The 24,896-nt window shown below is 70.0% G+C and carries 23 protein-coding genes; 8 read left to right on the top strand and 15 right to left on the bottom strand.

Annotated elements, in window-relative coordinates; all coding sequences use genetic code 11:
* Positions 1 to 12: 12 nt before the first annotated feature.
* The 9 genes from BLW17_RS11465 to aptA form a co-directional block, all read right to left on the bottom strand.
* A complete protein-coding gene (locus tag BLW17_RS11465) occupies positions 13 to 984 on the bottom strand; it encodes an ABC transporter permease (RefSeq protein ID WP_081969075.1) in 972 nt (323 codons plus the stop codon).
* Complete coding sequence (locus tag BLW17_RS11470; protein ID WP_036700290.1) at positions 981 to 1,844, bottom strand: ABC transporter permease; 864 nt, start codon at positions 1,842 to 1,844, stop codon at positions 981 to 983. Before BLW17_RS11470 ends, BLW17_RS11465 begins: the two co-directional genes overlap by 4 nt.
* The gene (locus BLW17_RS11475) at positions 1,841 to 2,314 is read right to left on the bottom strand and encodes a GNAT family N-acetyltransferase (RefSeq protein ID WP_052176242.1); all 474 of its coding nucleotides are present in this window, start codon (positions 2,312 to 2,314) and stop codon (positions 1,841 to 1,843) included. Before BLW17_RS11475 ends, BLW17_RS11470 begins: the two co-directional genes overlap by 4 nt.
* Positions 2,307 to 3,086, bottom strand: coding sequence for an ABC transporter ATP-binding protein (locus BLW17_RS11480; RefSeq protein WP_036700293.1), 780 nt, complete (start codon positions 3,084 to 3,086; stop codon positions 2,307 to 2,309). The genes BLW17_RS11475 and BLW17_RS11480 overlap by 8 nt, the downstream gene beginning before the upstream one ends.
* Positions 3,083 to 3,778: an SDR family oxidoreductase gene (locus BLW17_RS11485; protein WP_036731824.1), complete on the bottom strand. Its 696-nt coding sequence runs from the start codon at positions 3,776 to 3,778 to the stop codon at positions 3,083 to 3,085. Before BLW17_RS11485 ends, BLW17_RS11480 begins: the two co-directional genes overlap by 4 nt.
* Positions 3,778 to 5,232 carry a dihydropyrimidinase gene (gene hydA / locus BLW17_RS11490; protein ID WP_036731827.1) on the bottom strand — a complete coding sequence of 485 codons (1,455 nt, stop codon included), beginning with the start codon at positions 5,230 to 5,232 and terminating at the stop codon, positions 3,778 to 3,780. The genes BLW17_RS11485 and hydA overlap by 1 nt, the downstream gene beginning before the upstream one ends.
* Positions 5,233 to 5,297: 65 nt before the next feature.
* Entirely contained in the window at positions 5,298 to 6,563 is a 1,266-nt protein-coding gene (locus BLW17_RS11495; RefSeq protein WP_036731854.1) for a Zn-dependent hydrolase, read from the bottom strand.
* A 65-nt stretch (positions 6,564 to 6,628) separates the two neighbouring features.
* Entirely contained in the window at positions 6,629 to 6,910 is a 282-nt protein-coding gene (locus tag BLW17_RS11500; RefSeq protein WP_036731830.1) for a cupin domain-containing protein, read from the bottom strand.
* Complete coding sequence (gene aptA / locus BLW17_RS11505; RefSeq protein ID WP_036731833.1) at positions 6,907 to 8,232, bottom strand: omega-aminotransferase AptA; 1,326 nt, start codon at positions 8,230 to 8,232, stop codon at positions 6,907 to 6,909. The genes BLW17_RS11500 and aptA overlap by 4 nt, the downstream gene beginning before the upstream one ends.
* 190 nt (positions 8,233 to 8,422) lie before the next feature.
* Between aptA and BLW17_RS11510 the strand changes: the two genes are divergently transcribed.
* Both BLW17_RS11510 and BLW17_RS11515 read left to right on the top strand, forming a co-directional pair.
* Positions 8,423 to 9,034 carry a TetR family transcriptional regulator C-terminal domain-containing protein gene (locus BLW17_RS11510; RefSeq protein ID WP_074826669.1) on the top strand — a complete coding sequence of 204 codons (612 nt, stop codon included), beginning with the start codon at positions 8,423 to 8,425 and terminating at the stop codon, positions 9,032 to 9,034.
* A 155-nt stretch (positions 9,035 to 9,189) separates the two neighbouring features.
* Positions 9,190 to 11,217 (top strand): potassium transporter Kup, encoded by a 2,028-nt coding sequence (locus BLW17_RS11515; RefSeq protein ID WP_083388367.1) that lies wholly within the window; start codon positions 9,190 to 9,192, stop codon positions 11,215 to 11,217.
* A gap of 375 nt (positions 11,218 to 11,592) precedes the next feature.
* Here BLW17_RS11515 and BLW17_RS11520 read toward each other — a convergent pair whose 3' ends face one another.
* The 6 genes from BLW17_RS11520 to mepK all read right to left on the bottom strand — a co-directional run bounded on the left by BLW17_RS11520 (position 11,593) and on the right by mepK (position 18,681).
* Complete coding sequence (locus tag BLW17_RS11520; RefSeq protein WP_036733561.1) at positions 11,593 to 12,915, bottom strand: TRAP transporter large permease; 1,323 nt, start codon at positions 12,913 to 12,915, stop codon at positions 11,593 to 11,595.
* A 3-nt stretch (positions 12,916 to 12,918) separates the two neighbouring features.
* On the bottom strand, positions 12,919 to 13,611 hold the full coding sequence (locus BLW17_RS11525; protein ID WP_036733563.1) for a TRAP transporter small permease: 693 nt from the start codon (positions 13,609 to 13,611) through the stop codon (positions 12,919 to 12,921).
* 101 nt (positions 13,612 to 13,712) lie between these two features.
* Complete coding sequence (locus tag BLW17_RS11530; protein WP_231572779.1) at positions 13,713 to 14,705, bottom strand: TRAP transporter substrate-binding protein; 993 nt, start codon at positions 14,703 to 14,705, stop codon at positions 13,713 to 13,715.
* Positions 14,706 to 14,874: 169 nt separating this feature from the next.
* Positions 14,875 to 16,230 carry an MATE family efflux transporter gene (locus tag BLW17_RS11535; RefSeq protein ID WP_036707214.1) on the bottom strand — a complete coding sequence of 452 codons (1,356 nt, stop codon included), beginning with the start codon at positions 16,228 to 16,230 and terminating at the stop codon, positions 14,875 to 14,877.
* Positions 16,231 to 16,360: 130 nt separating this feature from the next.
* Entirely contained in the window at positions 16,361 to 17,791 is a 1,431-nt protein-coding gene (locus tag BLW17_RS11540) for a mannose-1-phosphate guanylyltransferase/mannose-6-phosphate isomerase (RefSeq protein ID WP_036733566.1), read from the bottom strand.
* Positions 17,792 to 18,123: 332 nt separating this feature from the next.
* The gene (gene mepK / locus BLW17_RS11545) at positions 18,124 to 18,681 is read right to left on the bottom strand and encodes a peptidoglycan L,D-endopeptidase MepK (protein WP_036733569.1); all 558 of its coding nucleotides are present in this window, start codon (positions 18,679 to 18,681) and stop codon (positions 18,124 to 18,126) included.
* Between the two features lie 392 nt (positions 18,682 to 19,073).
* Between mepK and BLW17_RS11550 the strand changes: the two genes are divergently transcribed.
* The 6 genes from BLW17_RS11550 (at position 19,074) to purU (ending at position 24,893) form a co-directional block, all read left to right on the top strand.
* The gene (locus BLW17_RS11550) at positions 19,074 to 20,639 is read left to right on the top strand and encodes a L,D-transpeptidase family protein (RefSeq protein ID WP_052176380.1); all 1,566 of its coding nucleotides are present in this window, start codon (positions 19,074 to 19,076) and stop codon (positions 20,637 to 20,639) included.
* 32 nt (positions 20,640 to 20,671) lie between these two features.
* Entirely contained in the window at positions 20,672 to 21,772 is a 1,101-nt protein-coding gene (gene lpxD / locus BLW17_RS11555) for a UDP-3-O-(3-hydroxymyristoyl)glucosamine N-acyltransferase (RefSeq protein WP_036733572.1), read from the top strand.
* Positions 21,773 to 21,784: 12 nt separating this feature from the next.
* Positions 21,785 to 22,051 carry an acyl carrier protein gene (locus BLW17_RS11560; RefSeq protein WP_036703809.1) on the top strand — a complete coding sequence of 89 codons (267 nt, stop codon included), beginning with the start codon at positions 21,785 to 21,787 and terminating at the stop codon, positions 22,049 to 22,051.
* Positions 22,048 to 23,394, top strand: coding sequence for a beta-ketoacyl-[acyl-carrier-protein] synthase family protein (locus tag BLW17_RS11565; RefSeq protein WP_081969130.1), 1,347 nt, complete (start codon positions 22,048 to 22,050; stop codon positions 23,392 to 23,394). Before BLW17_RS11560 ends, BLW17_RS11565 begins: the two co-directional genes overlap by 4 nt.
* A 271-nt stretch (positions 23,395 to 23,665) precedes the next feature.
* Positions 23,666 to 23,989, top strand: coding sequence for a 2Fe-2S iron-sulfur cluster-binding protein (locus tag BLW17_RS11570; RefSeq protein ID WP_036707208.1), 324 nt, complete (start codon positions 23,666 to 23,668; stop codon positions 23,987 to 23,989).
* Between the two features lie 4 nt (positions 23,990 to 23,993).
* A complete protein-coding gene (gene purU / locus BLW17_RS11575; RefSeq protein ID WP_036733574.1) occupies positions 23,994 to 24,893 on the top strand; it encodes a formyltetrahydrofolate deformylase in 900 nt (299 codons plus the stop codon).
* Positions 24,894 to 24,896: the final 3 nt, after the last annotated feature.

Genomic DNA, 24,896 nt, shown 5'->3' on the forward strand with positions numbered 1-24,896 from the left:
CCGTCCACGCGGTCACTGGCGCTGCGAGGGGTGCCAGAAGGTCACCCGGCGCTCGATCAGCGCAACGAGTCCATAGAACAGCGACCCGGCGATGGCCGCCATCAGAATCTCGGCCCACACGAGCGCGAGGTCCATCTGCCCCACGGCCGTCGAGATGCGGAACCCCATCCCGCGGGTCGGGCTGCCGAAGAACTCGGCAACGATGGCGCCGATCAGGGCAAGCGTCGTGGTGATCTTCAACCCGTTGAAGAGGAACGGCATCGCTGCCGGCAGCCGCAGCTTGACGAGGGATTGCCAGTAGCCCGCGCTCCAGGTCGCCATCTGGTCGCGTTGCAGCGCGTCGGTGGCGGCGAGCCCCGCGACCATGTTCACGAGGATCGGGAAGAACACCATGACCACGACCACGGCGGCCTTGGACTGCCAGTCGAAGCCGAACCACATGACGAGGATCGGCGCGATGCCGACGATGGGCAGGGCGGCGACGAAATTGCCGATCGGCAAGAGCCCGCGTTGCAGGAACGGCGAGCGGTCGATGGCGATGGCGGTGCCGACCGCGGCGGCGGCGCCGATCAGCCAGCCGGTCAGCGCCCCCTTGATCAGCGTCTGCCACAAATCGCCCAGGATCATCGGCAGCGCCGAGACGAAGCGGGCGCCGATCACCGAGGGCGCGGGCAGGATGACCGAGGGGACGGCGAAGACCGTCACCGCCGCCTCCCACAGGGTGAGGAGCGTCAGGCCGAAGATCGCCGCCACCGCGAACCGGCGCAGGCGCGCCCAGGCGGGCGCGACCTCCAGCGTGGCGAGGCGCGTGTTGGCGCCCCACAGACCCACCCAGACCAGCAGCAGACCCGCCGCACGACTCGCGGTACCAAGTCCGGGGCTCGCCCACAGCACGGCGATGCCCGCGAGCGCCACGCCAAGCGGCACCCACGCTGCCAGGCCGCGCGCCGCGCCGGCCCCCGCCGCCTCGCTGCGCGCACTCATCGCGCCAGCCCCATGCGGGTCAGCGTCAGGCGCTCGACCAGCCCGATCAGCATCACCAGCCCGGCCGCCAGGATCGCCGCGGCAAACAGCGCCGCCCAGATCTGGATCGTCTGGCCGTAGTAGCTCCCCGACAAGAGCCGCGCCCCGAGGCCCTGCGAGGCACCCGCGGGCAGCTCCCCCACGATGGTCCCGACCAGCGCCGCCGCCACCGCCACCTTGAGCGAGGCGAAGAGATAGGGCAGCGAGGCCGGCAGCCGCAGATGCCGCAGCACCTGACCCGCACTCGCATTCCACGACCGCATCAGGTCAAGCTGCATCGCGTCGGGCGCCCTCAGCCCCTTCACCATCCCCACCAGCACCGGAAAGAACGACAGCCACGCCGCGATGAAGGCCTTGGGCAAGAGCCCCGTCACCCCGGCGCTGGCGAACACCACGATCACCATCGGCGCGATGGCGAGGATCGGCACGGTCTGCGAGGCGACCGCCCACGGCATGATCGACATGTCCATCGCCCGGTTGTGGACGATGCCCACCGCCAGCAGCACCCCGGCCGCCGCGCCGATGGCAAAGCCCGCGAGCGTCGCCGACAGCGTGATCCAGCCGTGCCAGACGAGACTGCGGCGCGAGGTGATCTTCTGCCCGGCGACCCCCTCCCAGAGCCCGGCGGCGACCTGGTGGGGGGCGGGCAGGACCGGGCGCTCGAGGCTGAGGGTCTCGCGCACCAGCGCCGAGGTCGAGACCGTCTCGCCGCTGCGGGCCGCCTGGTCGCGCACCCAGGGCGCGTTCATCAGCACGGCGGCGGCGTACCAGACCACCGTGATCACGGCGAGGACCGTCAGCACCGGCAGCAGGCGCCTCATGCGGGCGCCCCCAGGTCCGGCGCGGACATCCCGGGCCACGCCATCTCCCACACCGGCAACCCGTCGGCATCGACGCTCTCGCCGGCGACGGCCAGCCCCTCGCGCTCATAGAACCGGCGCGCGGCGGTGTTCGGCTGCCAGACGTTGAGCACGAACCCGCCCGGCGCCTCGGCCTTGATCCGGTCGAGCATCTGCCGCCCGACGCCGCGCCCCTGCGCCGCGGGGGCGAGGTAGAGCGAGGCGAGAAACGCCGTCGCCGGGTCGAGCGAGGCGTAGCCCACCACCGTGCCGCCCTGCTCGGCGACCAGCACCCGCCGCCGCTCGAGCAGATCGGGCGAGAACATCGCCGCGATCTCCTCGGCCGGGCGGGCGCGGGGCAGCCAGTCGGTCGCGTCGATATAGGCGTTGATGATCGCCGCGCAGGCCGGCAGGTCGGCGGGCCGTGCGGCCCGGATCACCGCGTCAGTCATAGCTGTGCCCCGCGCGCAGCCCCTCGCGGACGCGGTGGGCGATGTCGATGAAGGCGGCGCTGTCGCGGATGTCGAGCGGGCGCTCGCGGGGCAGGGGGCTTTCGATCACGTCCGCGATCCGCCCCGGCCGCGGGCTCATCACCACGATCCGGGTCGAGAGATAGACCGCCTCGGGGATCGAGTGGGTGACGAAGCCGATCGTCTTGCCGGTCTTGGCCCACAGCGCCAGCAGCGCCTCGTTCAGCCGGTCGCGTACGATCTCGTCAAGCGCCCCGAACGGCTCGTCCATCAGCAGGATGTCGGCGTCGAAGGACAGCGCGCGGGCGATCGAGGCGCGCTGCTGCATCCCGCCCGAGAGCTGCCAGGGGTATTTGCCGCCAAACCCCTTGAGGTCCACGAGGTCGAGAACCCGCGCCACCCGCTCGGCCCGGTCGGCGCGGGGAAACCCCATGATCTCGAGCGGCAGGGAAATGTTGCCGGCGATGCTGCGCCAGGGATAGAGGCCAGGCGCCTGGAACACATAGCCATAGGCCCGCGCGCGCCTTGCCGCGTCCGGGGTCATGCCGTTCACGGTCAGGGTGCCGCCGGTCGGCGTCTCGAGCCCGGCGATGCAGCGCAGGAAGGTGGTCTTGCCGCAGCCCGAGGGGCCGATGAAGCTGACGAAATCGCCCGCGGCGATGTCGAGCGACACGTCCTTGAGCGCGTGGACCGGGCCGTCCGCGGTGGGAAAGGTCAGGCTGACGTCGCGGGCCTGGATGACGGGGGTGCTCATACCGACCTCATCAGCCCGCCGTCCACGCGGAGGTTCTGCCCGGTGATGTAGGCCGCCCCCTCCGACGCGAGGAACGCGACGGTCGCCGCGATCTCCCCGGCGGTGCCGTAGCGGCCGAGTGGCACCATCTCGCGGCGTTCCTCGGTCGCGGGCAGGCTGTCGATCCAGCCGGGCAGGACGTTGTTCATGCGGATGTTCTGGCCCGCGTGCTGGTCGGCGAAGAGCTTGGCGAAGCTGGCGAGCCCCGCCCGGAACACCGCCGAGGTCGGAAAGGTCGCCGCCGGTTCAAACGCCCAGGCGGAGGAGATGTTGATGATCGCGCCCCCGTCCTGCGCGGCCATCAGCGGCACCACAGCCCGCGTGGCGCGGACGACGTTGAGGAAATAGACCTCCATCCCCTCGTGCCACTGGTCGTCGGTCAGCTCGAGCACCGGCGCCCTTGGCCCGTGCCCGGCCGAGTTGACCAGCACGTCGACCCGGCCCCAACGCGCCTGAGCTTCGTCGACCAGCCGGGCGATGTCGTCGGTCGAGCGGTTCGAGCCGGTGACGCCGAAGCCGCCGAGGTCGCGCGCCAGCGCCTCGCCCTTGCCCGAGGAGGAGAGCACGCCGACGGCGAACCCGTCCGTGGCCAGCCGCCTGGCGCAGGCCGCGCCCATGCCCGAGCCGCCGGCGGTAACGAGGGCGACCCGCATCACACCCCCGTCGCGGGGATGCCCGCGCGCTCGACCGGTCGCGGCGCGCTCAGCGCCTTCCACTCGGACAGCGCGCGGTTGACGGCGCCCTTGGGCTCGCGGGCGACGAACTCGCCCCAGCCTTCGCGCCCGTCAAGCTTGCCCTCGGTCACCGCCACCCGCCCGCGGGTCAGCGTGAAGCGGGGCAGGCCGGTGACCTCGTGGCCCTCGAACACGTTGTAATCGATGGCCGATTGCTGCGATTTGGCCGAGATGGTCTTCTTCGCCTTCGAGTCCAGCACGACCAAATCGGCGTCCGCGCCCACCAGCACCGCGCCCTTCCTCGGATACATCCCCATGATCTTGGCGATGTTGGTCGAGGTCACCGCGACGAACTCGTTCGGCGTCAGCCGCCCGGTCGCCACCCCGTGCGTCCAGAGCATCGGCAGACGATCCTCGAGCCCGCCGGTGCCGTTCGGGATCTTGGTGAAGTCGCCCACGCCGAAGCGCTTCTGCTCGGTGGTGAAGGCGCAGTGGTCGGTCGCCACCGCGGACAGCGAGCCCGACATCAGCCCCGACCAGAGCGACTCCTGATGGCGCTTGTCGCGGAAGGGGGGCGACATGACGCGGCGGGCGGCATGGTCCCAGTCGGGGTTGAGGTATTCGCTCTCGTCCAGCGTCAGGTGCTGGATCAGCGGCTCGCCCCAGACGCGGCGGCCGAGGGCGCGGGCGCGGCGGATTGCCTCGTGGCTGTCCTCGCAGCTGACGTGGACGACGTAGAGCGGCACCCGCGCCATGTCGGCGATCATGATGGCGCGGTTGGTCGCCTCGCCCTCGACCGCGGGCGGGCGGGAATAGGCGTGCGCCTCGGGGCCGGTGTTGCCCTCGGCCAGCAGCCGCGCGCACATCTCGGCCACCACGTCGCCGTTCTCGGCGTGGACCATGGCGATCCCGCCGAGCTCGCCCACCCGGCGGAACGACGCGAACAGCTCGTCGTCGTTCACCATCAGCGCGCCCTTGTAGGCCATGAAGTGCTTGAAGCTGGTGATCCCGCGATCCACCACCTCGGCCATCTCGGCGTGGATGCCCTCATTCCAGCCGGTGATCGCCATGTGGAAGGAATAGTCGCAATGCGCCCGCGCGGTCTTGTTGTCCCAGACCTTGAGCGCGTCCATCAGGCTCTGCTCGGGCGAGGGGAGGGCGAAGTCGATGACCATCGTCGTGCCACCCGCCAGCGCCGCCCGGGTGCCGCTGTCGAAGTCATCGGCCGAATAAGTGCCCATGAACGGCATCTCGAGATGCGTGTGCGGGTCGATCCCGCCCGGCATGACGTAGCAGCCGGTGGCATCGAGCACCGTGTCGCCCGAGAGGTTGGGTCCGATCTCGGCGATGCGGCCCCCCTCGATCCGCACATCCGCGCCATAGGTGAGGTCTGCGGTGACGACGGTGCCGCCCTTGATGACCGTGCTGCCCAAATCCGTTTCTCCTTGACGCAAATATCCTCCGGGGGTGCGGGGTGGAAAACCCACGCTCCGGCGGCTCAGTCCGCGCTGCCCGCCACCTCGAGCACCGCGTTCAACAACACATCCGCCCCGGCCGACGCCCATTCGGGCGTGATCTCCTCGGCCTCGTTGTGCGAGAGCCCGTCCACGCAGGGGCACATGATCATCACCGTGGGGGCGACGCGGTTGATCCAGCAGGCGTCGTGGCCGGCGCCCGACACGATATCCATGTGCGAATAGCCCAGCCGTTCGGCCGCGCCGCGGACCACCTCGACCAGCTTCGGGTCGAAGGTGACGGGGTCGAAATGGCCGACCGGCTCAATCGAGATTCCGAGCCCCAGATCACCGGCGATGGTCGCCGCCTCTTCCTCCAGCCGCGCCCGCATGGCGTTGAGCTTGCCGAGGTCGGGCGAGCGGAAATCGACCGTGAACACCGCCTTGCCCGGGATCACGTTGCGCGAGTTCGGCCAGACGTTCGCCTGCCCCACCGCGCCCACCGCGGCAGGCTGGTGGTCCATAGCGATGCGGTGCACCGCCTCGATGATCCGCGCCATGCCCAGCCCCGCGTTCACCCGCATCGCCATGGGGGTCGAGCCGGTATGCGCGTCCTTGCCGGTCAGCGTCACCTCGAGCCACCAGAGCCCCTGGCCGTGGGTCACCACGCCGATCTCGCGGCCCTCGGCCTCGAGGATCGGGCCCTGCTCGATGTGATATTCGAACATAGCGTGGATCGGCCGCCCGCCGACCGGCTCATCCCCCCGCCAGCCGATCCGGTCGAGCTCGTCGCCGAAGCGCTTGCCCGCAGCGTCCACGCGGCTGTTGGCGTAATCCTCGGTGTGGATGCCCGCGAACACGCCCGAGGCGAGCATGGCGGGCGCAAACCGCGCGCCCTCTTCGTTGGTCCAGTTCACTACCACGATGGGGCGGCGCGGGGTCACGCCCATGTCGCGGATGGTCCGCACGACCTCGAGCCCCGCGAGCACGCCCAGCACCCCGTCGAAGCGCCCGCCGGTCGGCTGGGTGTCGAGGTGGCTGCCGATCATCACCGGGTCGGCGTCGGGGTCCGCGCCCTCGAGCCGCATGAACATGTTGCCCATCCGGTCGAGCGCCATGGTCATCCCCGCCGCCTCGCACCACGACTGGAAGAGCCGCCGCCCCTCGGCATCGGCATCGGTCAGGGTCTGGCGGTTGTTGCCGCCGGCGACGCCGGGCCCGATCTCGGCCATCTCCATCAGCGAATCCCACAGGCGTTCGCCGTTCACCCGGGTGTTGGCGGCCGAAACCGGCCCGCTGTCGCTGGTCATGCTCATGTCTCCCTGTCGCGGCCCGCCGCCCGTCTGTCGGGGCGGTCGGGACAAATGCCGGCCGGCTACTTCAGCTCGACCTCGATGAAGGCCATCGGCGCGGTTCCGGCGTTGATGACGTTGTGCTCGGTCCCCTCGGGGCGGGTATAGGCCTGCCCCGCCGGGATCACGCTGTCGCGGACCTCGCCGCCCGGCAGTTCCAGCCGCAGGTGGCACTCGGTCAGCGTGGTGATGACGTATTCGTAGGGGTGGACGTGCCAGCCCGTCTCGTCGCCGGGCTGGAAGTCGAAGCGGGTCACGCGCACCCGCTCGTTCTCCATCAGCGGGGTGCCGACCGCCGCGCTCATGCCGCGGCCTTCAGGACCTGGCCGAGGGTGCCGATCAGCTCGTCGATCTGCGCCTCCGAGATGATGAGCGGCGGCGACAGCGCGATGATGTCGCCGGTCACGCGGATCAGGATGCCGGCCTCGTAGGCCTTGAGGAAGGCATCGAAGGCGCGCTTGCCCGGCTGGCCGTCGATGGGCGCCAGCTCGACTGCGCCGATCAGCCCCATGTTGCGGATGTCGACGACATGGGGGTGGTCGGCGAGCCCGTGCAGGGCATTCTCCCAATAGGCCTCGAGGTCGGCGGCGCGGGTCAGCAGCCCGTCCTCGGCATAGGTGTCGAGGGTGGCGATGCCCGCCGCGCTGGCGATCGGGTTGCCCGAGTAGGTGTAGCCGTGGAACAGCTCGATGACGTGCTCGGGACCCTGCATAAAGGCGTCGTGGATCGCGGCCGAGGTCAGCACCGCGCCCATCGGGATCACCCCGTTGGTCAGGCCCTTGGCGCAGGTGATCATGTCCGGCACGACCCCGAAATGCTGGGCCGCGAAGGGCGAGCCGAGCCGGCCGAACCCGGTGATCACCTCGTCGAAGATCAGCAGGATGCCGTGCTTGCGGGTGATTTCGCGCAGTTTCTCGAGATAGCCCTTCGGCGGCATTAGCACCCCGGTCGAGCCCGCCATCGGCTCGACGATGACGGCGGCGATGGTCTCGGCCCCGTGCAGCGCCACGATGCGCTCAAGGTCGTCGGCCAGATGCGCGCCATGCGCGGGCTGGCCGCGGGTCATGCGGTTCTCGGGCAGGTGGGTGTGGGGCAGGTGGTCGACGCCGGCCAGCAGCGAGCCGAAGAAGCGGCGGTTGTTGACGATGCCGCCGACCGAGATGCCGCCGAAGCCCACGCCGTGATAACCACGCTCACGCCCGATCAGCCGGGTGCGCTGCCCCTCGCCGCGGGCGCGGTGATAGGCGAGCGCGATCTTCAGTGCCGTGTCGACCGCCTCGGAGCCCGAGTTGCAGTAGAAGACGTGGTCGATCCCGTCCGGTGCGATGTCCACGATCCGGTTCGCCAGCTCGAAGGCCGCCGGGTGGCCCATCTGGAACGCCGGCGCATAGTCGAGCGTGCCGGCCATCTCGCTGATCGCCTTGGTGATCTGCGGCCGCCCGTGGCCGGCGTTACAGCACCAGAGCCCGGCCGTGCCGTCGAGCACCTGCCGCCCGTCCGCGGTCGTGTAGTGCATGTCCTGTGCCGCGACGAGCATCCGCGGCTGCGACTTGAACTGCCGGTTGGCCGTGAACGGCATCCAGAAGGCGCTGAGGTCGTTCGGGGCGGGCTTGTGGTCAAGTGCCATGGCGGACCCTTGCTGGCTGGAGGTTTCACGCGGGAATTGACCAGTTGGTCAGGATCACGCTAGCACGGGACAAGACCCAGTCAAGCCGCCGCGGGTGGGGGCGATGCCGCAGCCCGGCCGCACCCCGACCCGGACGCCGGCCCCGTCTCTGGGACGATAGCGGGACGCGACCAACGGAAGAGCCTGCGCCATGCCGCACGACCAGCCCCTCAGCCGCATCCAGACCCGCAACCGCCGCGTGATCCTGGACGCCGCGCTCGAGGAGTTCGCGGCCGCGGGCTTCGCCGGCGTGACGCTCGACCGGATCGCGGCGGCGGCGGGGCTTTCGAAGCCGAACCTGCTCTATTACTTTGCCTCGAAAGAGGCGATCTACACGGCGCTTCTGGACGATCTGCTCGATCTCTGGCTGGCGCCGCTGCGCGACCTCGACCCAGGGGGCGACCCGCAGGCCGAGATCCTGACCTATGTGCGCAAGAAGCTGGCGCTGTCGCAAAGCCATCCGCGCGAAAGCCGGCTCTTTGCCAACGAGGTGCTGCAGGGTGCGCCGCGGCTCGGGCCGGTGATCGCGGGGCCGCTGGCGCAGCTCGTCGCCGACCGGGCGGCGCTGATCCGCGGCTGGGCCGAGGCCGGACGCATCGCCCCGGTCGATCCCCATCACCTGATCTTCTCGGTCTGGGCGCTGACCCAGCATTACGCGGATTTCGAGGCGCAGGTGCGTGCGGTCCTCGGCCCCGCGCATGATCCCTACGCCGAGGCGGGGCCGTTCCTCGAGACGCTTTACCGGCGGTTGCTGGCGGTCTGACCGGCGTGCCCGCAAGGCGGGCAGGGTGGAAACGGGCCGGGCGCGGGCGGGCGTGTGGCCCGGACGCCGGGACTTGCGCGCGCAGGCGAATGGCACTCTTGTCTTGTCACCAGACGCGGGTCAGAACGCGCCGGCTTTAGACCAGAGGCGAATCGATGCCCGAGCCCCGCGACCCGGCCGCCCCGCAGCGCGCAGCGTCCCGTCAGCCGACCCCCCCGCAGCCCCCCGAACCCGAGGCCCCCGCCGCCGCGGCGGCGACGCCGCCCGAGGGCGTGGCGTCCGAGGCCGGGGCCGCGCTGCGGACACCCGAGCATCCGGGCAGCCACGTCGATGCCAAGGCCACGCCGGCGCTGGTGCTGTCGTGCCTCGGCGTCGTCTTCGGCGACATCGGGACATCCCCGCTCTATGCGCTGCGCGAATCGCTTGTCCATGCCCACGAGCATCACATGGCCGAGACCGCGGTGATCGGCATCGTCTCGATGCTGTTCTGGACCGTGGTGCTGATCGTGACGCTGAAATACGTCACCCTCATCCTGCGCGCCGACAACAACGGCGAGGGGGGCACGCTGTCGCTGGTCGCCAAGGCGCAGGGCGCGCTCGGGCGGCGGGCCTGGTGGCTCTATCTCATCGGCATCGTCGGCGTGTCGCTGTTCTTCGGGGATGCGATCATCACGCCGGCCATGTCGGTCATGTCGGCGGTCGAGGGGATGGACCTCGTCGTGCCGGGCTTCGGCGACTGGGTGGTACCGGTGACGCTCTTCATCGTCATCGTGCTGTTCTGGGTCCAGCGCTCCGGGACCGAGGCGGTCTCGCGCCTGTTCGGCCCGGTGATGCTGGTCTGGTTCGGGACGATGGCGACGCTCGGGGCGCTGCATCTCTTCGACGACGCGCGCATCCTGCAGGCGCTGAACCCGCTGCGCGCGGCGGGGTTCATCGCCACCAATGGCTTCGGCGCGCTGCCGGTGATGGGATCGGTGTTCCTCGCCGTGACCGGGGCCGAGGCGCTTTACGCCGACATGGGCCATTTCGGCCGCAGCCCTGTGCGCGTCTCGTGGCTGGCCATCGTGTTCCCGGCGCTGACGATCAGCTATTTCGGGCAGGGCGCGATGGTGCTCGCGCACCCCGAGACCGCCTCCAACCCGTTCTTCCTGATGGCGCCCGGCTGGTTCACCCTGCCGCTGGTGCTGCTGGCGACCGGGGCCACGGTGATCGCCAGCCAGGCGGTGATCTCGGGCGCCTTCTCGGTCAGCCAGCAGGCGGTGCAGCTGGGTCTGCTGCCGCGGCTCGAGATCCAGCACACCTCGGACACCCAGGCCGGGCAGATCTACATGCCCAAGGTGAACACGCTCTTGATGATCGGGGTCTGCGCGCTGGTACTGGCGTTCGGGTCGTCCTCGGCGCTGGCGAGCGCCTACGGGATCGCGGTGACGGGCGACATGGTGATCACCTCGATCCTCGCCATCATCGTCTTCCGCTTCGCCTGGGGCTGGCGCTGGCCGGTGGTGCTGGGGATCATGCTGCCGATCCTCGCCATCGAGCTGGTGTTCTTCTACGCCAACATCCTCAAGGTGCCGGACGGCGGCTACATCCCGCTGATGTTCGCGGCCGTGGTCATCACCTTCATGGTGGTGTGGATGAAGGGCACGCAGCTGATCCAGCAGAAGCTGTCGGCCGAGTCGGTGCAGATCGACTTCCTGGCCAAGAAGCTGTCGGACAGCCCGCCGGTGATCGTGCCCGGCACGGCGGTGTTCCTGACCGCCGACCCGGCGCTGGCGCCGCCCGCGCTCATGCACAACCTCAAGCACAACCGGGTGCTGCACGAGCGCAACTTCATCGTGAAGGTCGAGACCGCGCCCCGCCCCGTGGTGGCCGAGGCCGACCGCTTGCGGATCGAGCAGATCGCGCCGCGGTTCTGGCGCGTCTGGCTGCGCTTCGGTTACATGGAGCAGCCGAACGTCCCCCGCGCGCTCGCCATCGCCCGCGAGCACGGGCACCGCTTCGACATCATGTCCACCTCGTATTTCCTGAACCGGCGCTCGCTGCGGGTGGGCAAGGCGCACATGATGCCGCTCTGGGCCTCGCGGCTCTATGCCGGGATGTATCGCTCGGCGTCTGAGCCCACGAACTTCTACCGCCTGCCCTCGAACCGGGTGGTGGAGCTGGGGCAGCAGATCAACATCTGAGGCTGCGCCGCGGGCAGGGCAGGGACGTCCTTGCGGGGGGCGTGCCTGCTGCGCTTCTCGGCGTGTCCTGTATTAGTACGCTTGGCAGCCCTCGTCAGCGAGCTTGACGGGTCAGAGATTGGCGACGAGACCCCGCGCCCCCGCCGACGGCTGGGATCAGAAACCGCGCCAGCCCAGAACCGGCCGCGTGACCCGCGCCGCTGCCGTATGTCCGAACGTCCGGCGGCCGACACTCTCAGACAGACCGCCCCACGTGTGCGGCTAAGCAAGGTTTTAGGGCGCCCCACCCGAAGCCCCACCGCAAGCGCCCGCACAAAAAGAAAGCGGCCCCCGCGCAGGGGGCCGCCTCCAGACGTCTCGGCCGTGGCGCCCGGCCTACATCCCCAGCGCGTGGGGCAGCCACAGCGACAGCGCGGGCACATAGGTCACCAGCACCAGGAACAGCAGCATCGTGACCAGCCACGGCCAGACCGCCACGGTCAGCTCGGTGATGCCCATCTTGGTGATCCCGCTCGCGACGTAGAGGTTGAGGCCCACCGGCGGGTGGCACATCCCGACCTCCATGTTGACGACGATCATGATACCGAAATGCACCGGGTCGATCCCCAGCCGCACCGCGACCGGGAACAGGATCGGCGCCATGATCAGCACGATCGACGACGGCTCCATGAAGTTGCCGGCCGCGAGCAGCAGGATGTTGACCACGATCAGGAACATCCACCACGAGAGCCCCGCGTTCACCATCCACTCGCCCAGCGCCTGCGGGATGCCTTCCGAGGTCATCAGGAAGCTGAACAGCACCGCGTTGGTGATGATGTAGAGCAGCATGGCGCTCATGTTCGCGGAGGCCAGCAGGACGCGCGGCACGTCGCGCAGGCTCATGTCCTTGTAGACGAAGACCGCGATGACGAAGGCATAGACCGCCGACATGGCCGCGGCCTCGGTGGGCGTGAAGATGCCGGCGTAGATCCCGCCGATCACGATGACGATGAGGAAAAGCCCCCACATCGCCTTGCGGAACGCATCCCACCGCTGGCGGAAGCTGGCCTTGGGCAGCCGCGGATAGCCGAAGCGGCGCGCCCGGTTCCAGGTGGTGAAGGCCAGGAACCCCGCCAGCATCAGACCGGGGATGACGCCCGCCATGAACAGCTCGCCCACCGAGGCGCTGTCGACCGGCTGGCCGTCCGGCCCGACCGCCTGCATCCCCGAGGTGGCGACCGAATACATCACCATCACGATCGACGGCGGGACCAGAATGCCGAGCGCGCCCGAAGTGGTGATGACGCCCGCGCCGAACTGCTTGGGGAACCCCTGCGCCACCATCGCCGGCAGGATCACCGAGCCGATGGCCACCACCGTCGCGGGCGACGAGCCCGACACGGCCGCAAACAGCGCACAGGCGATCACGCCCGCAAGCCCCAAGCCCCCGTGCCAGTGCCCGACCATCGAGGTGGCGAAGTTGATCATCCGCCGCGCCACGCCGCCGTGGGTCAGGAAGTTGCCGGCGAGGATGAAGAACGGGATCGCCATGATCTCGAACTTCTCGATCCCGGTGAAGAGCTTCAGCGCCACGGTGTCGAGCGGCACCGTGGTCATGGTGAAGAGGAACGTCAGCACCGTGAGGCCGAGCGCGATCGAGATCGGCATGCCCGTCAGCATCAGCGCGACGAGGATGCCAAAGATGATGAGTGCGCTCATGGCTCAGCGGTCCTTCCGGTCTTCGGTGAGATCGCGGGGGGTCAGGGGGCTGTCGATCATCGCCTCGCCCACCGGGTCGACGCCGTCGGCGAGGTTCGCCGGGTCGTCGTCGATCCCGTCCACGTGGCCGTGATCGTGATGCGGCAGCTCGCCCGTGTGCCAGAAGGACCAGGCCACCTGCAGGAAGCGGAAGCACATCAGCGACGAGCCGAGCGGGATCGCCAGATAGACGATCCACTGCGGAATCCCGAGGTCGGGCGAGAACGAGGACGCCAGCCGGACGTGATAGACGAACTTCGCCCCCATCGCCGCGATGATGCCGGTGAAGAGCGCCCCGGCCAGCAGCCCGAACAGGATGAAGAAGCCGCGCGCCCGCGGCTTGAGCCGGTTGATGAGCACGTCGATGCCGACATGGATGCCGGTTCTGACGCCGTAGGCGGCGCCGAACTTGGCCATCCAGACGAACATGATGATCGTCAGCTCCTGCGCCCAGATCAGGTTCACCGACTTGATGGTCATGAACGTCGAGCGCGCGAACGCGGCCAGCCCGTCCATCTCGTGGCCCCGCGCCCAGCGCATCGTGCTGGCCGCCAGATCGAGCGAGTAGCGCTGTGCGACCGACACGAAGATCAGCAGCGTGGCTGCGGCGATCAGCGTGGCGATCAGGATTTCCTCGAGCCTGTCGAGCACCTTCATGCCCGCGTCCCCCCTGATGTGCCTTGTTGTGGTTGGTGGCAGACGGGCCGGACCGCGATGGTCCGGCCCGCCCGCAGGTCAATCCGCCGCGCGGGCGGGGATCACTGGGCCGTGGCCGCCTCGATCGACTTGATCAGGTCGGCGCCGATGCGGCCCGCCATCTCCTCGCGGACCGGCAGCAGCGCAGCGCGCCAGGCTTCCTTCTCCTCGGGCGTCAGCTCGTGGAACTCGGTCTTGCCCGCCGCCTTCATCGCCTCGAGCGCCTTGTCGTTCTCTTCCTTGGCGATGCCGTTGCCGTAAGCGGTCGCCTCGGCCACCGCCTTGTCCAGCTGGCCGCGGATATCCTCGGGCAGACCGTCCCAGAACGCCTTGTTCACGATCAGCGCATAGCCCAGATAGCCGTGGTTCGAGATCGTGGCGTGCTTCTGCACCTCGTGCATCTTCTGGGTGAACATGTTCGAGGGCGGGTTCTCGGTCCCGTCCACGACGCCGGTCTGCAGCGCCTGATAGACTTCCGAGAAGGCCATCACCTGCGGCACCGCACCCAACGCGTTCATCTCGGCCTCGAGCACCTTCGAGGACTGGATGCGCATCTTCAGCCCCAGGAAATCGTCGGGCGTGTGCAGCGGGCTGTTGGCCGACATGATCTTGAAGCCGTTGTCCCAGTAGGCGAGGCCCTTGATCCCCTTGTCCTCGAGCTTGGCGAGCATCCCCTTGCCCACCTCGCCGTCGGTCACCTTGCGCAGCTGGTCGTAGCCGTCAAAGATGTAGGGCAGGTCGAACGCCTCGAAATCCGGGATGCCGAGCGGGCCGAACTTGGCAAGGCTCGGCGCGAGCATCTGGACCGAGCCGAGCTGCAGCGCCTCGAGCTCTTCCTTGTCCTTGTAGAGCTGGCTGTTCGGGTAGACCTCAACCTTGACCTTGCCCTCGGTGTACTGCTCGGCGAGTTCCTTGAACTTCTGCGCGGCCTTGCCCTTGGGGGTGTCGGGGGCGACGACGTGGCTGAACTTGATGGTGATGTCCTGCGCCACGGCAGGCACGGCCAGCGCCGCGGCAACGATCGCGGCAAAGCCGGTCTTGATGAGCATGTTCATGGTGTCGGACTCTCTCCCTGAGGTTCTGGCAGCCCGGCGGGCTGGGTCTCTGACGGCGCACCTTAGGCGCGGTCACCCGATCTGAAAAGGGCGTGAGCGGCCGCTGCGACACTGTTGACAGGTCGCGCGACCGGGCCGCGGGGGCAGGGGACGACGACGCCGCCCGGCCTCAGACCAGCGCGGTGATCTTCCGCTTGCGCCAGACGAAGGTGTAATAGGCCCCCTGCGCGACCATCAGCGCCGCGAAGCTCGCCACATAGGCCCACCAGATCCCCTCGAGCCCCATCGACCGCGACAGCAGGACCGCCAGCGGCAGCTCGACGAAGGCCACGCAGCCCATGGCGATCAGCATCGGCGGGATCACCGTCCCCGAGGCGCGCATGATCCCCGAGAAGATCGTGCCTGCCCCGAACATCAGCGCCGACCAGCTGACGATGTGCAGCAGGTGCTGGGCCAGCTCAACGACCTCGGGATCGGCGATGAAGGCCTGCACGAGCAGGCGCGAGAACAGGTAGACGAGCGCCACCAGCCCGCCGGTCAGCACGAGGTTCATCACCATCGCCGTGCGCAGCACCACGGCCAGCCGGTCGGGCCGCCCCGCGCCGATCGCCTGCGCGCCGAAGATCGAGGCGGCGATGGCGATCGAGAGCGCCGGGAACTGGGCGTAGTTCTGGACCTGGCTGACGGCGCCATAGGCCGCGGTCGCGTCCGAGCCGAAGCGGTTGATCAGCCCGACGATCACCAGCCCGGCGAGCGAGCCGACGACGAGCTGCGCGCCGGTCGGCAGCCCGATCCGCAGCACGGTCCGCAGAAGGCCCCAGTCCGGCCACAGCGCCCGCAGCAGCCCCGCCCCGGGGGCGAGCGGATGCGCGCGAGCCCGAAGCCACAGCCCCAGCACCACCAGCGCCGCGCTCTGCGCCACCCCGACCGAGAGCGCCGCGGCCGCCACCCCGAAGCCCATCTCGGCCACCATGACGATGGTCAGCCCTGCGGCGACCCCGGTCGCCACCGCCTGCACGACCAGCGGGCGGACCGAATCGCCGGTCCCGCGCAGCAGCGCGCCGGCGGCGATGAACAGAAACAGGATCGGCATGGTCGCAAAGGCGGTCCGCGCATAGGAAATCGCCGGCGCCATGACGTCCGCGGGCGTGCCCATCCGCGCCAGCATCCACGGCGCCAGCGCGATCCCGGTCGTCCCGATCACCAGCCCGATCGCCAGCGTCGCGCCCAGCGCGGTGCCGCCGATCCGGCGCACGAGGTCGATCTTCTGCGCCCCCCAGGCCTGCCCGATCAGCACGCTCGCCCCGGCCGTGACCCCGATCACGAACGCGATGAAGAAGAACGCGAGCGGCATGAACGTCGCCACCGCCGCCAGCGCCCCTGTGCCGAGCATCTGGCCCACGACGATGCTGTTGATCGTCATCCCCAGCGATTGCAGGATGTTCTGCCCGATCAGCGGCAGGAGAAAGACGAGAAAGCTCCGCCACAGCGGGCCTTCCTGGATCGAGGGGCGTCTTGGGCTCATGGGGTATCCGGGGGCGGTGCGCCGGACCCTGCCGGCGCCGCAGCTTGGCCTAAGCCCGCCGCGCCTGCGACGCAAGGCCGCGGGGCCGGTGCCGGCGGAGAGGCGCGCGGTCGCCCGTCACCCCCGGCCGTCACTTGCGCGCGTAGACGTCGTCGTAGCGGATGATGTCGTCCTCGCCGAGATAGACGCCGGTCTGCACCTCGATCAGGATCATCGGCACCTTGCCGGGGTTCTCCATCCGGTGCACCGCGCCGAGGGGGACGTAGATCGACTGGTTCTCGGTCACCAGCGTCACCTTGTCGTCCACGGTGACGCGGGCGGTGCCGCTGACTACGATCCAGTGCTCGGCGCGATGGACGTGGCTCTGCAGCGAGAGCGCCGCGCCGGGGTGGACGACGATCCGCTTGACCTGGAAGCGGTCGCCCATCACCAGCGTCTCGAACCACCCCCAGGGGCGGTGGTCGCGCAGGAACGACTCGGCCTGCCGGACCCCGCGCCCCTTGAGCGCCGTGACCGCCTGCCGGACGTCCTGCGCGCGGTTCATGTCCGCGACCAGCACCGCGTCGCCGGTGGCGATCACCATCGTGTCGCGGAGCCCGATCCCCACCACCTGCATGTCCTCGTCGTCCGAGCGCAGCAGCACGTCGTCGCAGTCGATCGCCGTCGAGCGGGCGTCGGTGACCACCCCCCGCCAGGCCGGCGCGTCGATCTGCGCCTCGCGCCAGACGGCATCCCAGCCGCCGAGGTCGGACCAGTGCTCGGAAAAGCGGACGACCGACAGCGCGTCGGATTTCTCCATCACCGCGTAGTCGACCGAGAGGTCGGGCAGGCTGTTCCACGGCTCGGGCGCAAGCCGCAGGAACCCGAGGTCGGGCGTAGCCTCCGCCAGCGCCGCCTCGACCGGGGCGACGAACTCGGGGGCATGGGCGCGGAACGCCGCGATCATCGTCCGGGCGGTGAAGAGGAAGATGCCGGCGTTCCACAGGAAGTCGCCGTCGGCGAGCATCGTCGCGGCCGTCGCGGCATCGGGCTTTTCGACGAAGCGGCGCAGCGGCGCGGTGTCGGGGTCGGCGCTCTCGTCGAGCTCCAGCCAGCCGTAGCCGGTCTCGGCGCGGGTCGGCTGGATGCCGAAGGTGACGATCCGTCCCGCCTGTGCCAGCGGCACGGCCCGGTCCACGGCCCGGCCGAAGGCCTCGGCATCGGGGACGACATGATCCGAGGGCGCGACGAGGATCAGCCCGTCGGGGTCCTGAGCCGCCACATGCAGCGCAGCGGCCAGCACCGCGGGGGCGGTGTTCCGCCCCGACGGCTCGATCAGCACCCCCTGCGGCGCGACGCCAATCTCGGCCAGCTGCTCGGTGACGATGAAGCGGAAATCGGCTCCCGTCAGCACCAGCGGCGCGGCATAGCGCGGCCCGGCCAGCCGCAGCGCCGAGGCCTGAAACAGCGACTGCGCGCCGATCAGCGGGGCGAACTGCTTGGGGAACGATTTTCGCGAGACCGGCCACAGCCGGGTGCCCGAGCCGCCGGCCAGAAGGACGGGGACGACGCCGTGGGTCATGCATTTCTCCTTGACCGCGATCTCGCGGTTCGTGTCCGGCGCGGAGCCCCGCGCGGTTGGTCTGACTCTGCCTTGGCACCGAGGGGCATGGCAAGTCGGGGACGCGGGGGGAGCGTTGCCGATTGGGCGGCGGTGAAACTGGGGTGGAGTCGCCCCAGTCAGACGGACTGGCCCGACGAATCGACGTCGCATGGGGGCGTCAGGCTTTGACCGGCCAGCCGATGAACTCCGTGCCAGCGTCCGAGCGCATTCTCCCGAAAATCAAAAAGCCCGCACATCGGCGGGCTTTCCTCTCAACTCACACGGACGCTGTGCCGGACGGCGCGAACCCCTCAGCCGCCCCAGGTGCGCAGCGGGCCGCAGTCCATGTGCACGAAGTTCGAGCGCGAGTACTTGCCGACGCCCCCGGCGCGGCACGAGGTCACGGCCTTGTACATCTCCGCGACCGAGCGCGACTTGAGCCGCATGTCGGCGGCCTTGCCCGACATGTGCAGCGAGTTGCGCGCCACCGCGCCGCTGCGCGAGCGCAGCATGGCGTTGGTCTTGGGCGAGCGGTAGCCCGACAGCATCATATAGGGTTCGTTGGTCTGCAGCAGCCGGTGGCTGGCCGCGGCGATGTCGACGGTGCGCGGGTCGATGCCGATCACCTGCCCGGTGCGCCAGTCGCGCATGAAGATGTTGATCTCGTTCAGGGCGTCGCGGATGTACTTGCCCTCGACCCAGTAGACGGTGTCGATGCTTTCCCCGGTGCGACCCGAATACATCCGGATGCGGCGATAGTCACCGGCGCCGCGGATGATGCCGAAGGCATTTGCCATCACAGGGGCGGCGGCCACGGTCGTGGCTGCGAAGACGCCGAGAATGCCGCGACGCGAGAATTCGAAGGTCATGTTCAGATCCGCCTGTCCTGCGTTCGTTTTCTGTGCCAGCGATTGGCTTGTCCGGTGTACCCCGGAATGATTGACAATATGTCACCAGCGCCCCGGTTGCGGAACTGTGAGTTCCATCGTGCAGCAAGATCGTGCCAATGTCGGCGGAAACTTGCCGATGACTTCGGGGCCGTTGCGCAAAAGCCGCGCCAAACCCGGGTTTCGCAATCGTGACCTGCCCGCTTGACGGGCACGGCGTTACCCTCGGAACCGCCTTCAACCGCCGAAAGAGACCCAGCGTGACCTACCCGCCACTCAACCGCAGCGCGAATCGATCCCCCCGTCGGCACGGCAACCGGGGGGCCGAGTCGCGGCGCCGACTGCGCTGCGGACGGCGGCTCGCCCTCGCGCTGATGCTGGCGCTTCCGAGCGTGGCGGCGGCCCAGGCGCCGGCGCCGCGGCTCGACTTTTCCCCCGACGAGATGGCGCTGGCCCGGGGCGTCGCGCGCGACGCGGGGCTGGCGGCGTGGTACGGCCGCACCGGCCTCGCGCCGGTCTTCACCGTCCCCGAGGCCGCCCCGCGCCGTGCCGCGCTCATCGCCGCGGTCGCCGGTGCCGCGAGCCACGGTCTGCCCGACGTCTATGATGCCCGCGGCCTCGCCGCCCTCGACGGCCAGACCGGTCCGCGGGCCGAGGCCGCCTTTGCCCGCGCCTTCGCCCGCTGGACCCACGACGTGGGCGGCGGCATCCTGACCCCGCGCCGGGTCGAACCCGGCATCCGCCGCGACGTCCCGCGGGTGGCGACCGAGACCCTGCTCGCCCGCTTCGTCGAGGCCCCCGATCCCGCGGCGATGCTCGAGACCGTGCCGCCGCAGTCGCGCGACTACCGGGCGCTGCGGGCCGCACTCGCCGCGGCGGTCGGCCCGACGGTCGGCGCCAACGTGCCGCCCGCGCCCGAAGGCACCTGGCGCGAGGGGATGAACGACCCGGCCATCGTCGCGCTGCGCGCCCGCCTCGCCGCGCTCGGCTTTGACGCGGGCGCCCCCGGCTCGCCCGCCTTCGATGCGCCGCTCGCCGCCCAGATGGCTGCCTATCAGGCCCGCGTCGGCCTCGCCCCCGACGGGGTCGCCGGTCCACGCACCATCGCCCGGATGAACCGCAGCGGCGGGCAGGCGCCGCGCGGCCTCCTCATCGCGCTTGAGCGGATGCGCTGGATGGGCACGCATGACCTCGACGGCCGGATGGTCTGGGTGAACCTTCCCGAGTTCGTGGCCCGGGTGCGCGACGGCGGCGAGACGGTGTTCCAGACCAAGGTGGTGATCGGCAAGTCCGACCCGGCCGACCAGCGCACGCCCGAGTTCTCGGACGAGATGGAGTATGTCGTCGTCAACCCGCGCTGGAACGTGCCGCGCTCGATCACGGTCAAGGAATACCTGCCGCGGCTGCAGAAGAACCCGAACGCCGTCTCGCATCTCGACATCGTGGACAGCCGCGGCCGCGTCGTGCCGCGCGGCAACATCGACTTCGGCCGCTACACGCCCGCCAACTTCCCCTATCGGATGCGGCAGAAGCCGAGCGACGACAATGCCTTGGGCGAGGTGAAGTTCATTTTCCCGAACAGCATGAACATCTATCTGCACGACACGCCCTCGAAGGGGCTGTTCGGCGAATCGCGGCGCGCGTTCTCGCACGGCTGCATCCGGGTGGCCCGGCCGGTGGACCTCGCCCACGAACTGCTCAAGGGCTCGGCCGCCGATCCCGCCGCGCGCTATTCGCGGGCGCGGGCGTCGGGCAACGAGAGCTTCCTCGAGCTGACCCCGCATCTGCCGGTGCATCTGGTCTATTTCACCACCACCGTGGCCGAGGACGGCTCGCCGCGGCAGTTCCCGGACGTGTATGGCCGTGACGCTGCGGTGTGGGCGGCGTTGCAGCGGGCGGGTGCGGCGCCCGGACTGGAAACCGCGGCGCTGACCGATTAGCTCTCGCGGGCGAGGGCGGAACGGAGGCGCCGATGACGATCACCCTGGCCGATCTGGCCCGTGCGCTCGACGCGACGCTGTGGGGCGACGGCAGCCTGCGGGTGACCGGCGCGGCCGAGCCGGCGGAGGCCGGGGCGGCCCGTGACGGCGCCGCCCGCGTCGCGCTGGCGATGAGCCCCGCCTATGCCGCCCATCTCGTCCCCGGCGCCGCCGCGCTCATTGGCGCCGGCATGGACCCCGAGGCCTACGGTCTGGCGGGCGCGGTGATCGTGGCCCGGCCGCGGCTGGCGATGGCGGGGGTGACCCGCGCGCTGGACGCCGGCCCGGGCTTCGCCCCCGGCATCCACCCCAGCGCCGTCATCGACCCCTCCGCCGAGATCGGGGACGACCCCGCCATCGGCCCCTTCGTCTTGATCGGCCCCGGTGTGCGGCTCGGCCCCCGGGCGCGGATCGGCGCCCATGTCAGCATCGGCGCGGGCACGGTGGTCGGCGCCGAGGCGCTGGTCCACGCCGGCGCCCGGCTCGCCCACGGCGTCACTGCCGGGGACCGGCTCATCGTTCAGCCCGGCGCGGTGATCGGCTCGGACGGGTTCTCGTTCGTCACCCCCGAACCCTCGGGGGTCGAGGAGGTGCGCGGCACCCTCGGCCACCGCGGCGAGCTGCGCGACCAGCACTGGGTCCGCATCCACTCGCTCGGCGGGGTCACGCTTGGCGACGACGTCGAGGTCGGTGCCAACGCCACCATCGACCGCGGCACGATCCGTGCGACATCAATCGGTTCCGGGACCAAGCTCGACAACATGGTCCATGTCGGGCACAACGTGCAGGTCGGCCGCGACACGCTGCTCTGCGGGCAGGTCGGGATCGCCGGCTCGGCGCGCATCGGCGACCGGGTGGTGCTCGGCGGCCAGTGCGGGGTCAGCGACAACATCTTCGTCGGCGACGACGTGGTGGCCGGCGGGGCCTCGAAGATCTTCACCAACGTGCCTGCGGGCCGGGTGATCCTCGGGTCGCCGGCGGTGAAGATGGACACCCAGATCGAGATCAACAGGGCGGTGCGCCGGCTGCCGCGGATGGCCGCGCAACTGGCCGAGCTTCAGAAAACCGTTACACGCCTGATGCAGAAGGACTGACCAGAGGTAGCCATGACCCAAGACACCGTCCGCGACCGCATCATCGCCATCATCGCCGAGCAGGCGATGCTCGACCCGTCCGAGATCACCCTCGAGGCGACCCCGGCCGACCTCGGGATCGACAGCCTCGGGCTGGTCGAGTCGATCTTCGCCATCGAAGAGGCGTTCGACATCTCGATCCCCTTCAACGCCAACGAGCCCGAGAAGTCCGAGTTCGACATCTCGAACATGGGCGCGATCATCGCCGCGGTCGAGGCGCTCGTCGCCGCCAAGGCATGAGCGCGCGCAAGGTCAAGCGCGGGGCAGGGGCGAAGGGCGGCGACGGCCCGGCGGCCGCGGCCCCATCCACACCACCCGTCGCGCCCCCGGCCGCGCCTCATGTCGCGCCCGCGGCGGCGCAGGGCAGGGGCGGGCTCAGGCGGGTGGCGATCACCGGCATGGGGACGGTGAACGCGCTCGGCCGCAACGTGCCCGACACGCTGACCGCCATGCGCGAGGCGCGCTGCGGGATCGGCGAGCTCGAGTTCCAGGACGTGGACCGCCTCTCGGTCCGCATCGGCGCGCAGGTCCGCGACTGGGACCCCGAGGCCTATTTCAACCGCCAGCAGATCTCGCTTTACGACAAGTTTACCCAGTTCACCATGATCGCCGCCAAGGAGGCCGTGGCCCAGTCCGGCCTCAGCTTCCACGGTGAGCTCGGGCTCTGCTCGGGCGTGATCCTCGGCACTGCCGGCGGCGGGCTGAACACCTGGGACGAGAACTATCGCATCGTCTACGAAGAGGGGAAGAACCGCGTTCACCCCTTCGTCGTCCCGAAGCTCATGAACAACGCCGCCGCGAGCCATGTCAGCATGGAGTTCGGGCTGCGCGGCCCGGCCTTCACCGTGGCCACCGCCTGCGCGTCCTCGAACCACGCCATGGGCCTTGCCTTCCAGATGGTGCGCTCGGGGGCGGCGCGGGTGATGCTCGCCGGCGGGTCCGAGGCGATGCTCTGCTTCGGCGGCGTCAAGGCGTGGGAGGGGCTGCGCGTCATGTCCCGCGACGCCTGCCGGCCGTTCTCGGCCAACCGCAACGGCATGGTGCAGGGCGAGGGGGCCGGCGTCTTCGTCTTCGAGGACTGGGACCACGCCACCGCCCGCGGCGCCGAGATCTTCGCCGAGGTGGTGGGCTTCGCCATGTCGGCGGACGCGCAGGACATCGTCATGCCCTCGGCCATCGGCGCCGAGCGGGCCATCGCCGGGGCGATGGTGGACGCGGGGCTGAACCCCTCGGACATCGGCTACATCAACGCCCACGGCACCGGCACCGCCGCCAACGACAAGACCGAATGCGCCGCGGTCGCCCATGCCTTCGGCCATCACGCCGACCGGCTGATGCTGTCGTCCACCAAGTCGATGCACGGGCATCTGATCGGCGGCACCGGCGCGGTCGAGCTGCTGGCCTGCGTCATGGCGCTGAGGGACGGGATCATCGCGCCCACCATCGGCTATGAGGAACCCGACCCGGAATGCGCGCTCGACGTGGTGCCGAATGTCGCCCGCGAGGCGCGGGTCGAGGCGGTGCTGTCCAACGCCTTCGCCTTCGGCGGGTTGAACGCGGTGATCGCGCTGCGCCGGGTCTGATCCCCGTCGCCCGCGCTCCCGCCGCTCTCCGCGGTGTCCAGCCGCGCGGGCGGCCAGCCCTGCCGCCGCCGCGCCTGCTGGCGCTGCCTCATGCGCCGGTGTCCCTGCCGCGTCATGTGACCCCTCCGTCCGCTCACCCGGACTCATGCCACGGACCCCTTGCCATCCGGTTAACGCGGCCGATCTTTCCATCCCCCCGCCGATACAATATCCCCTCGCTCGACCAGAACGACCGACCCGGCCCCCGCCGGGCAGACGCAGGACAGGACAGATGGCCCGGATCACCTACATCGAATGGAACGGCACCCGGCACGAGGTCGACGTGCGCCCCGGCATGACCGTGATGGAGGGCGCCCGCGACAACGGCATCCCGGGAATCGAGGCCGATTGCGGCGGCGCCTGCGCCTGCTCGACCTGCCACGTCTACGTCGCGCCCGAGTGGGTGGACCGGCTGCCGCCCAAGGACCCGATGGAGGCCGACATGCTCGACTTCGCCTACCATCCCGACGCCGAGCGCTCGCGCCTGACCTGCCAGCTCAAGGTCACCGAGGCGCTCGACGGGCTGGTCGTGCAGATGCCCGAAAAGCAGATCTGAGCCGATGGCCGACCCCGCCACCAAGGACCTCGTCCTGACCGTCGCCTGCGCCTCGCGCCGCGGCATCGTCGCCGCCGTCGCCGGGTTCCTCGCCGAGCACGGCTGCAACATCACCGACTCGGCGCAGTTCGACGACCTCGCCAACGGCCGCTTCTTCATGCGCGTAAGTTTCCGCAGCGAGACGGGCGCCGCGGCCGACGCACTGCGCGAGGCCTTCGTGCCGGTGGCCGAGGGCTTCGGCATGGACTGGGCGATCCACGACCCCGCCCGGCGGATGCGGGTGCTGCTGATGGTCTCGGGCTTCGGCCACTGCCTGAACGACATCCTCTATCGCTGGCGGATCGGGGCGCTGCCGATCGACATCGTCGGCGTCGTCTCGAACCACCTGACCTACGAGAAGCTGGTGGTGAACCACGACCTGCCGTTCCACCACATCCCCGTCACCAAGGCCCGCAAGGCCGAGGCCGAGGCCCGGCTGATGGAGGTGGTCGAGGAGACCGGCACCGAACTCGTGGTCCTCGCCCGCTACATGCAGGTGCTGTCGGACGCGATCTGCGCGCGGATGTCGGGCCGGATCATCAACATCCACCACTCGTTCCTGCCGAGCTTCAAGGGCGCCAATCCCTACCGGCAGGCCTATGACCGGGGGGTGAAGCTGATCGGGGCGACGGCGCATTACGTCACCGCCGATCTCGACGAAGGCCCGATCATCGAGCAGGACACGGTCCGCGTCACCCACGCCCAGTCGCCCGAAGACTACGTGAGCCTCGGCCGCGACGTCGAGGCGGTGGTGCTGTCGCGCGCGATCCACGCCCACATCAACCATCGGGTGTTCCTGAACGACGCCCGCACGGTGGTGTTCCCGGCCAGCCCGGGGGGCTACGCCTCCGAGCGGATGGGCTGAGGC

The organism is Paracoccus sanguinis (genome assembly GCF_900106665.1).
GTDB lineage: Bacteria > Pseudomonadota > Alphaproteobacteria > Rhodobacterales > Rhodobacteraceae > Paracoccus > Paracoccus panacisoli.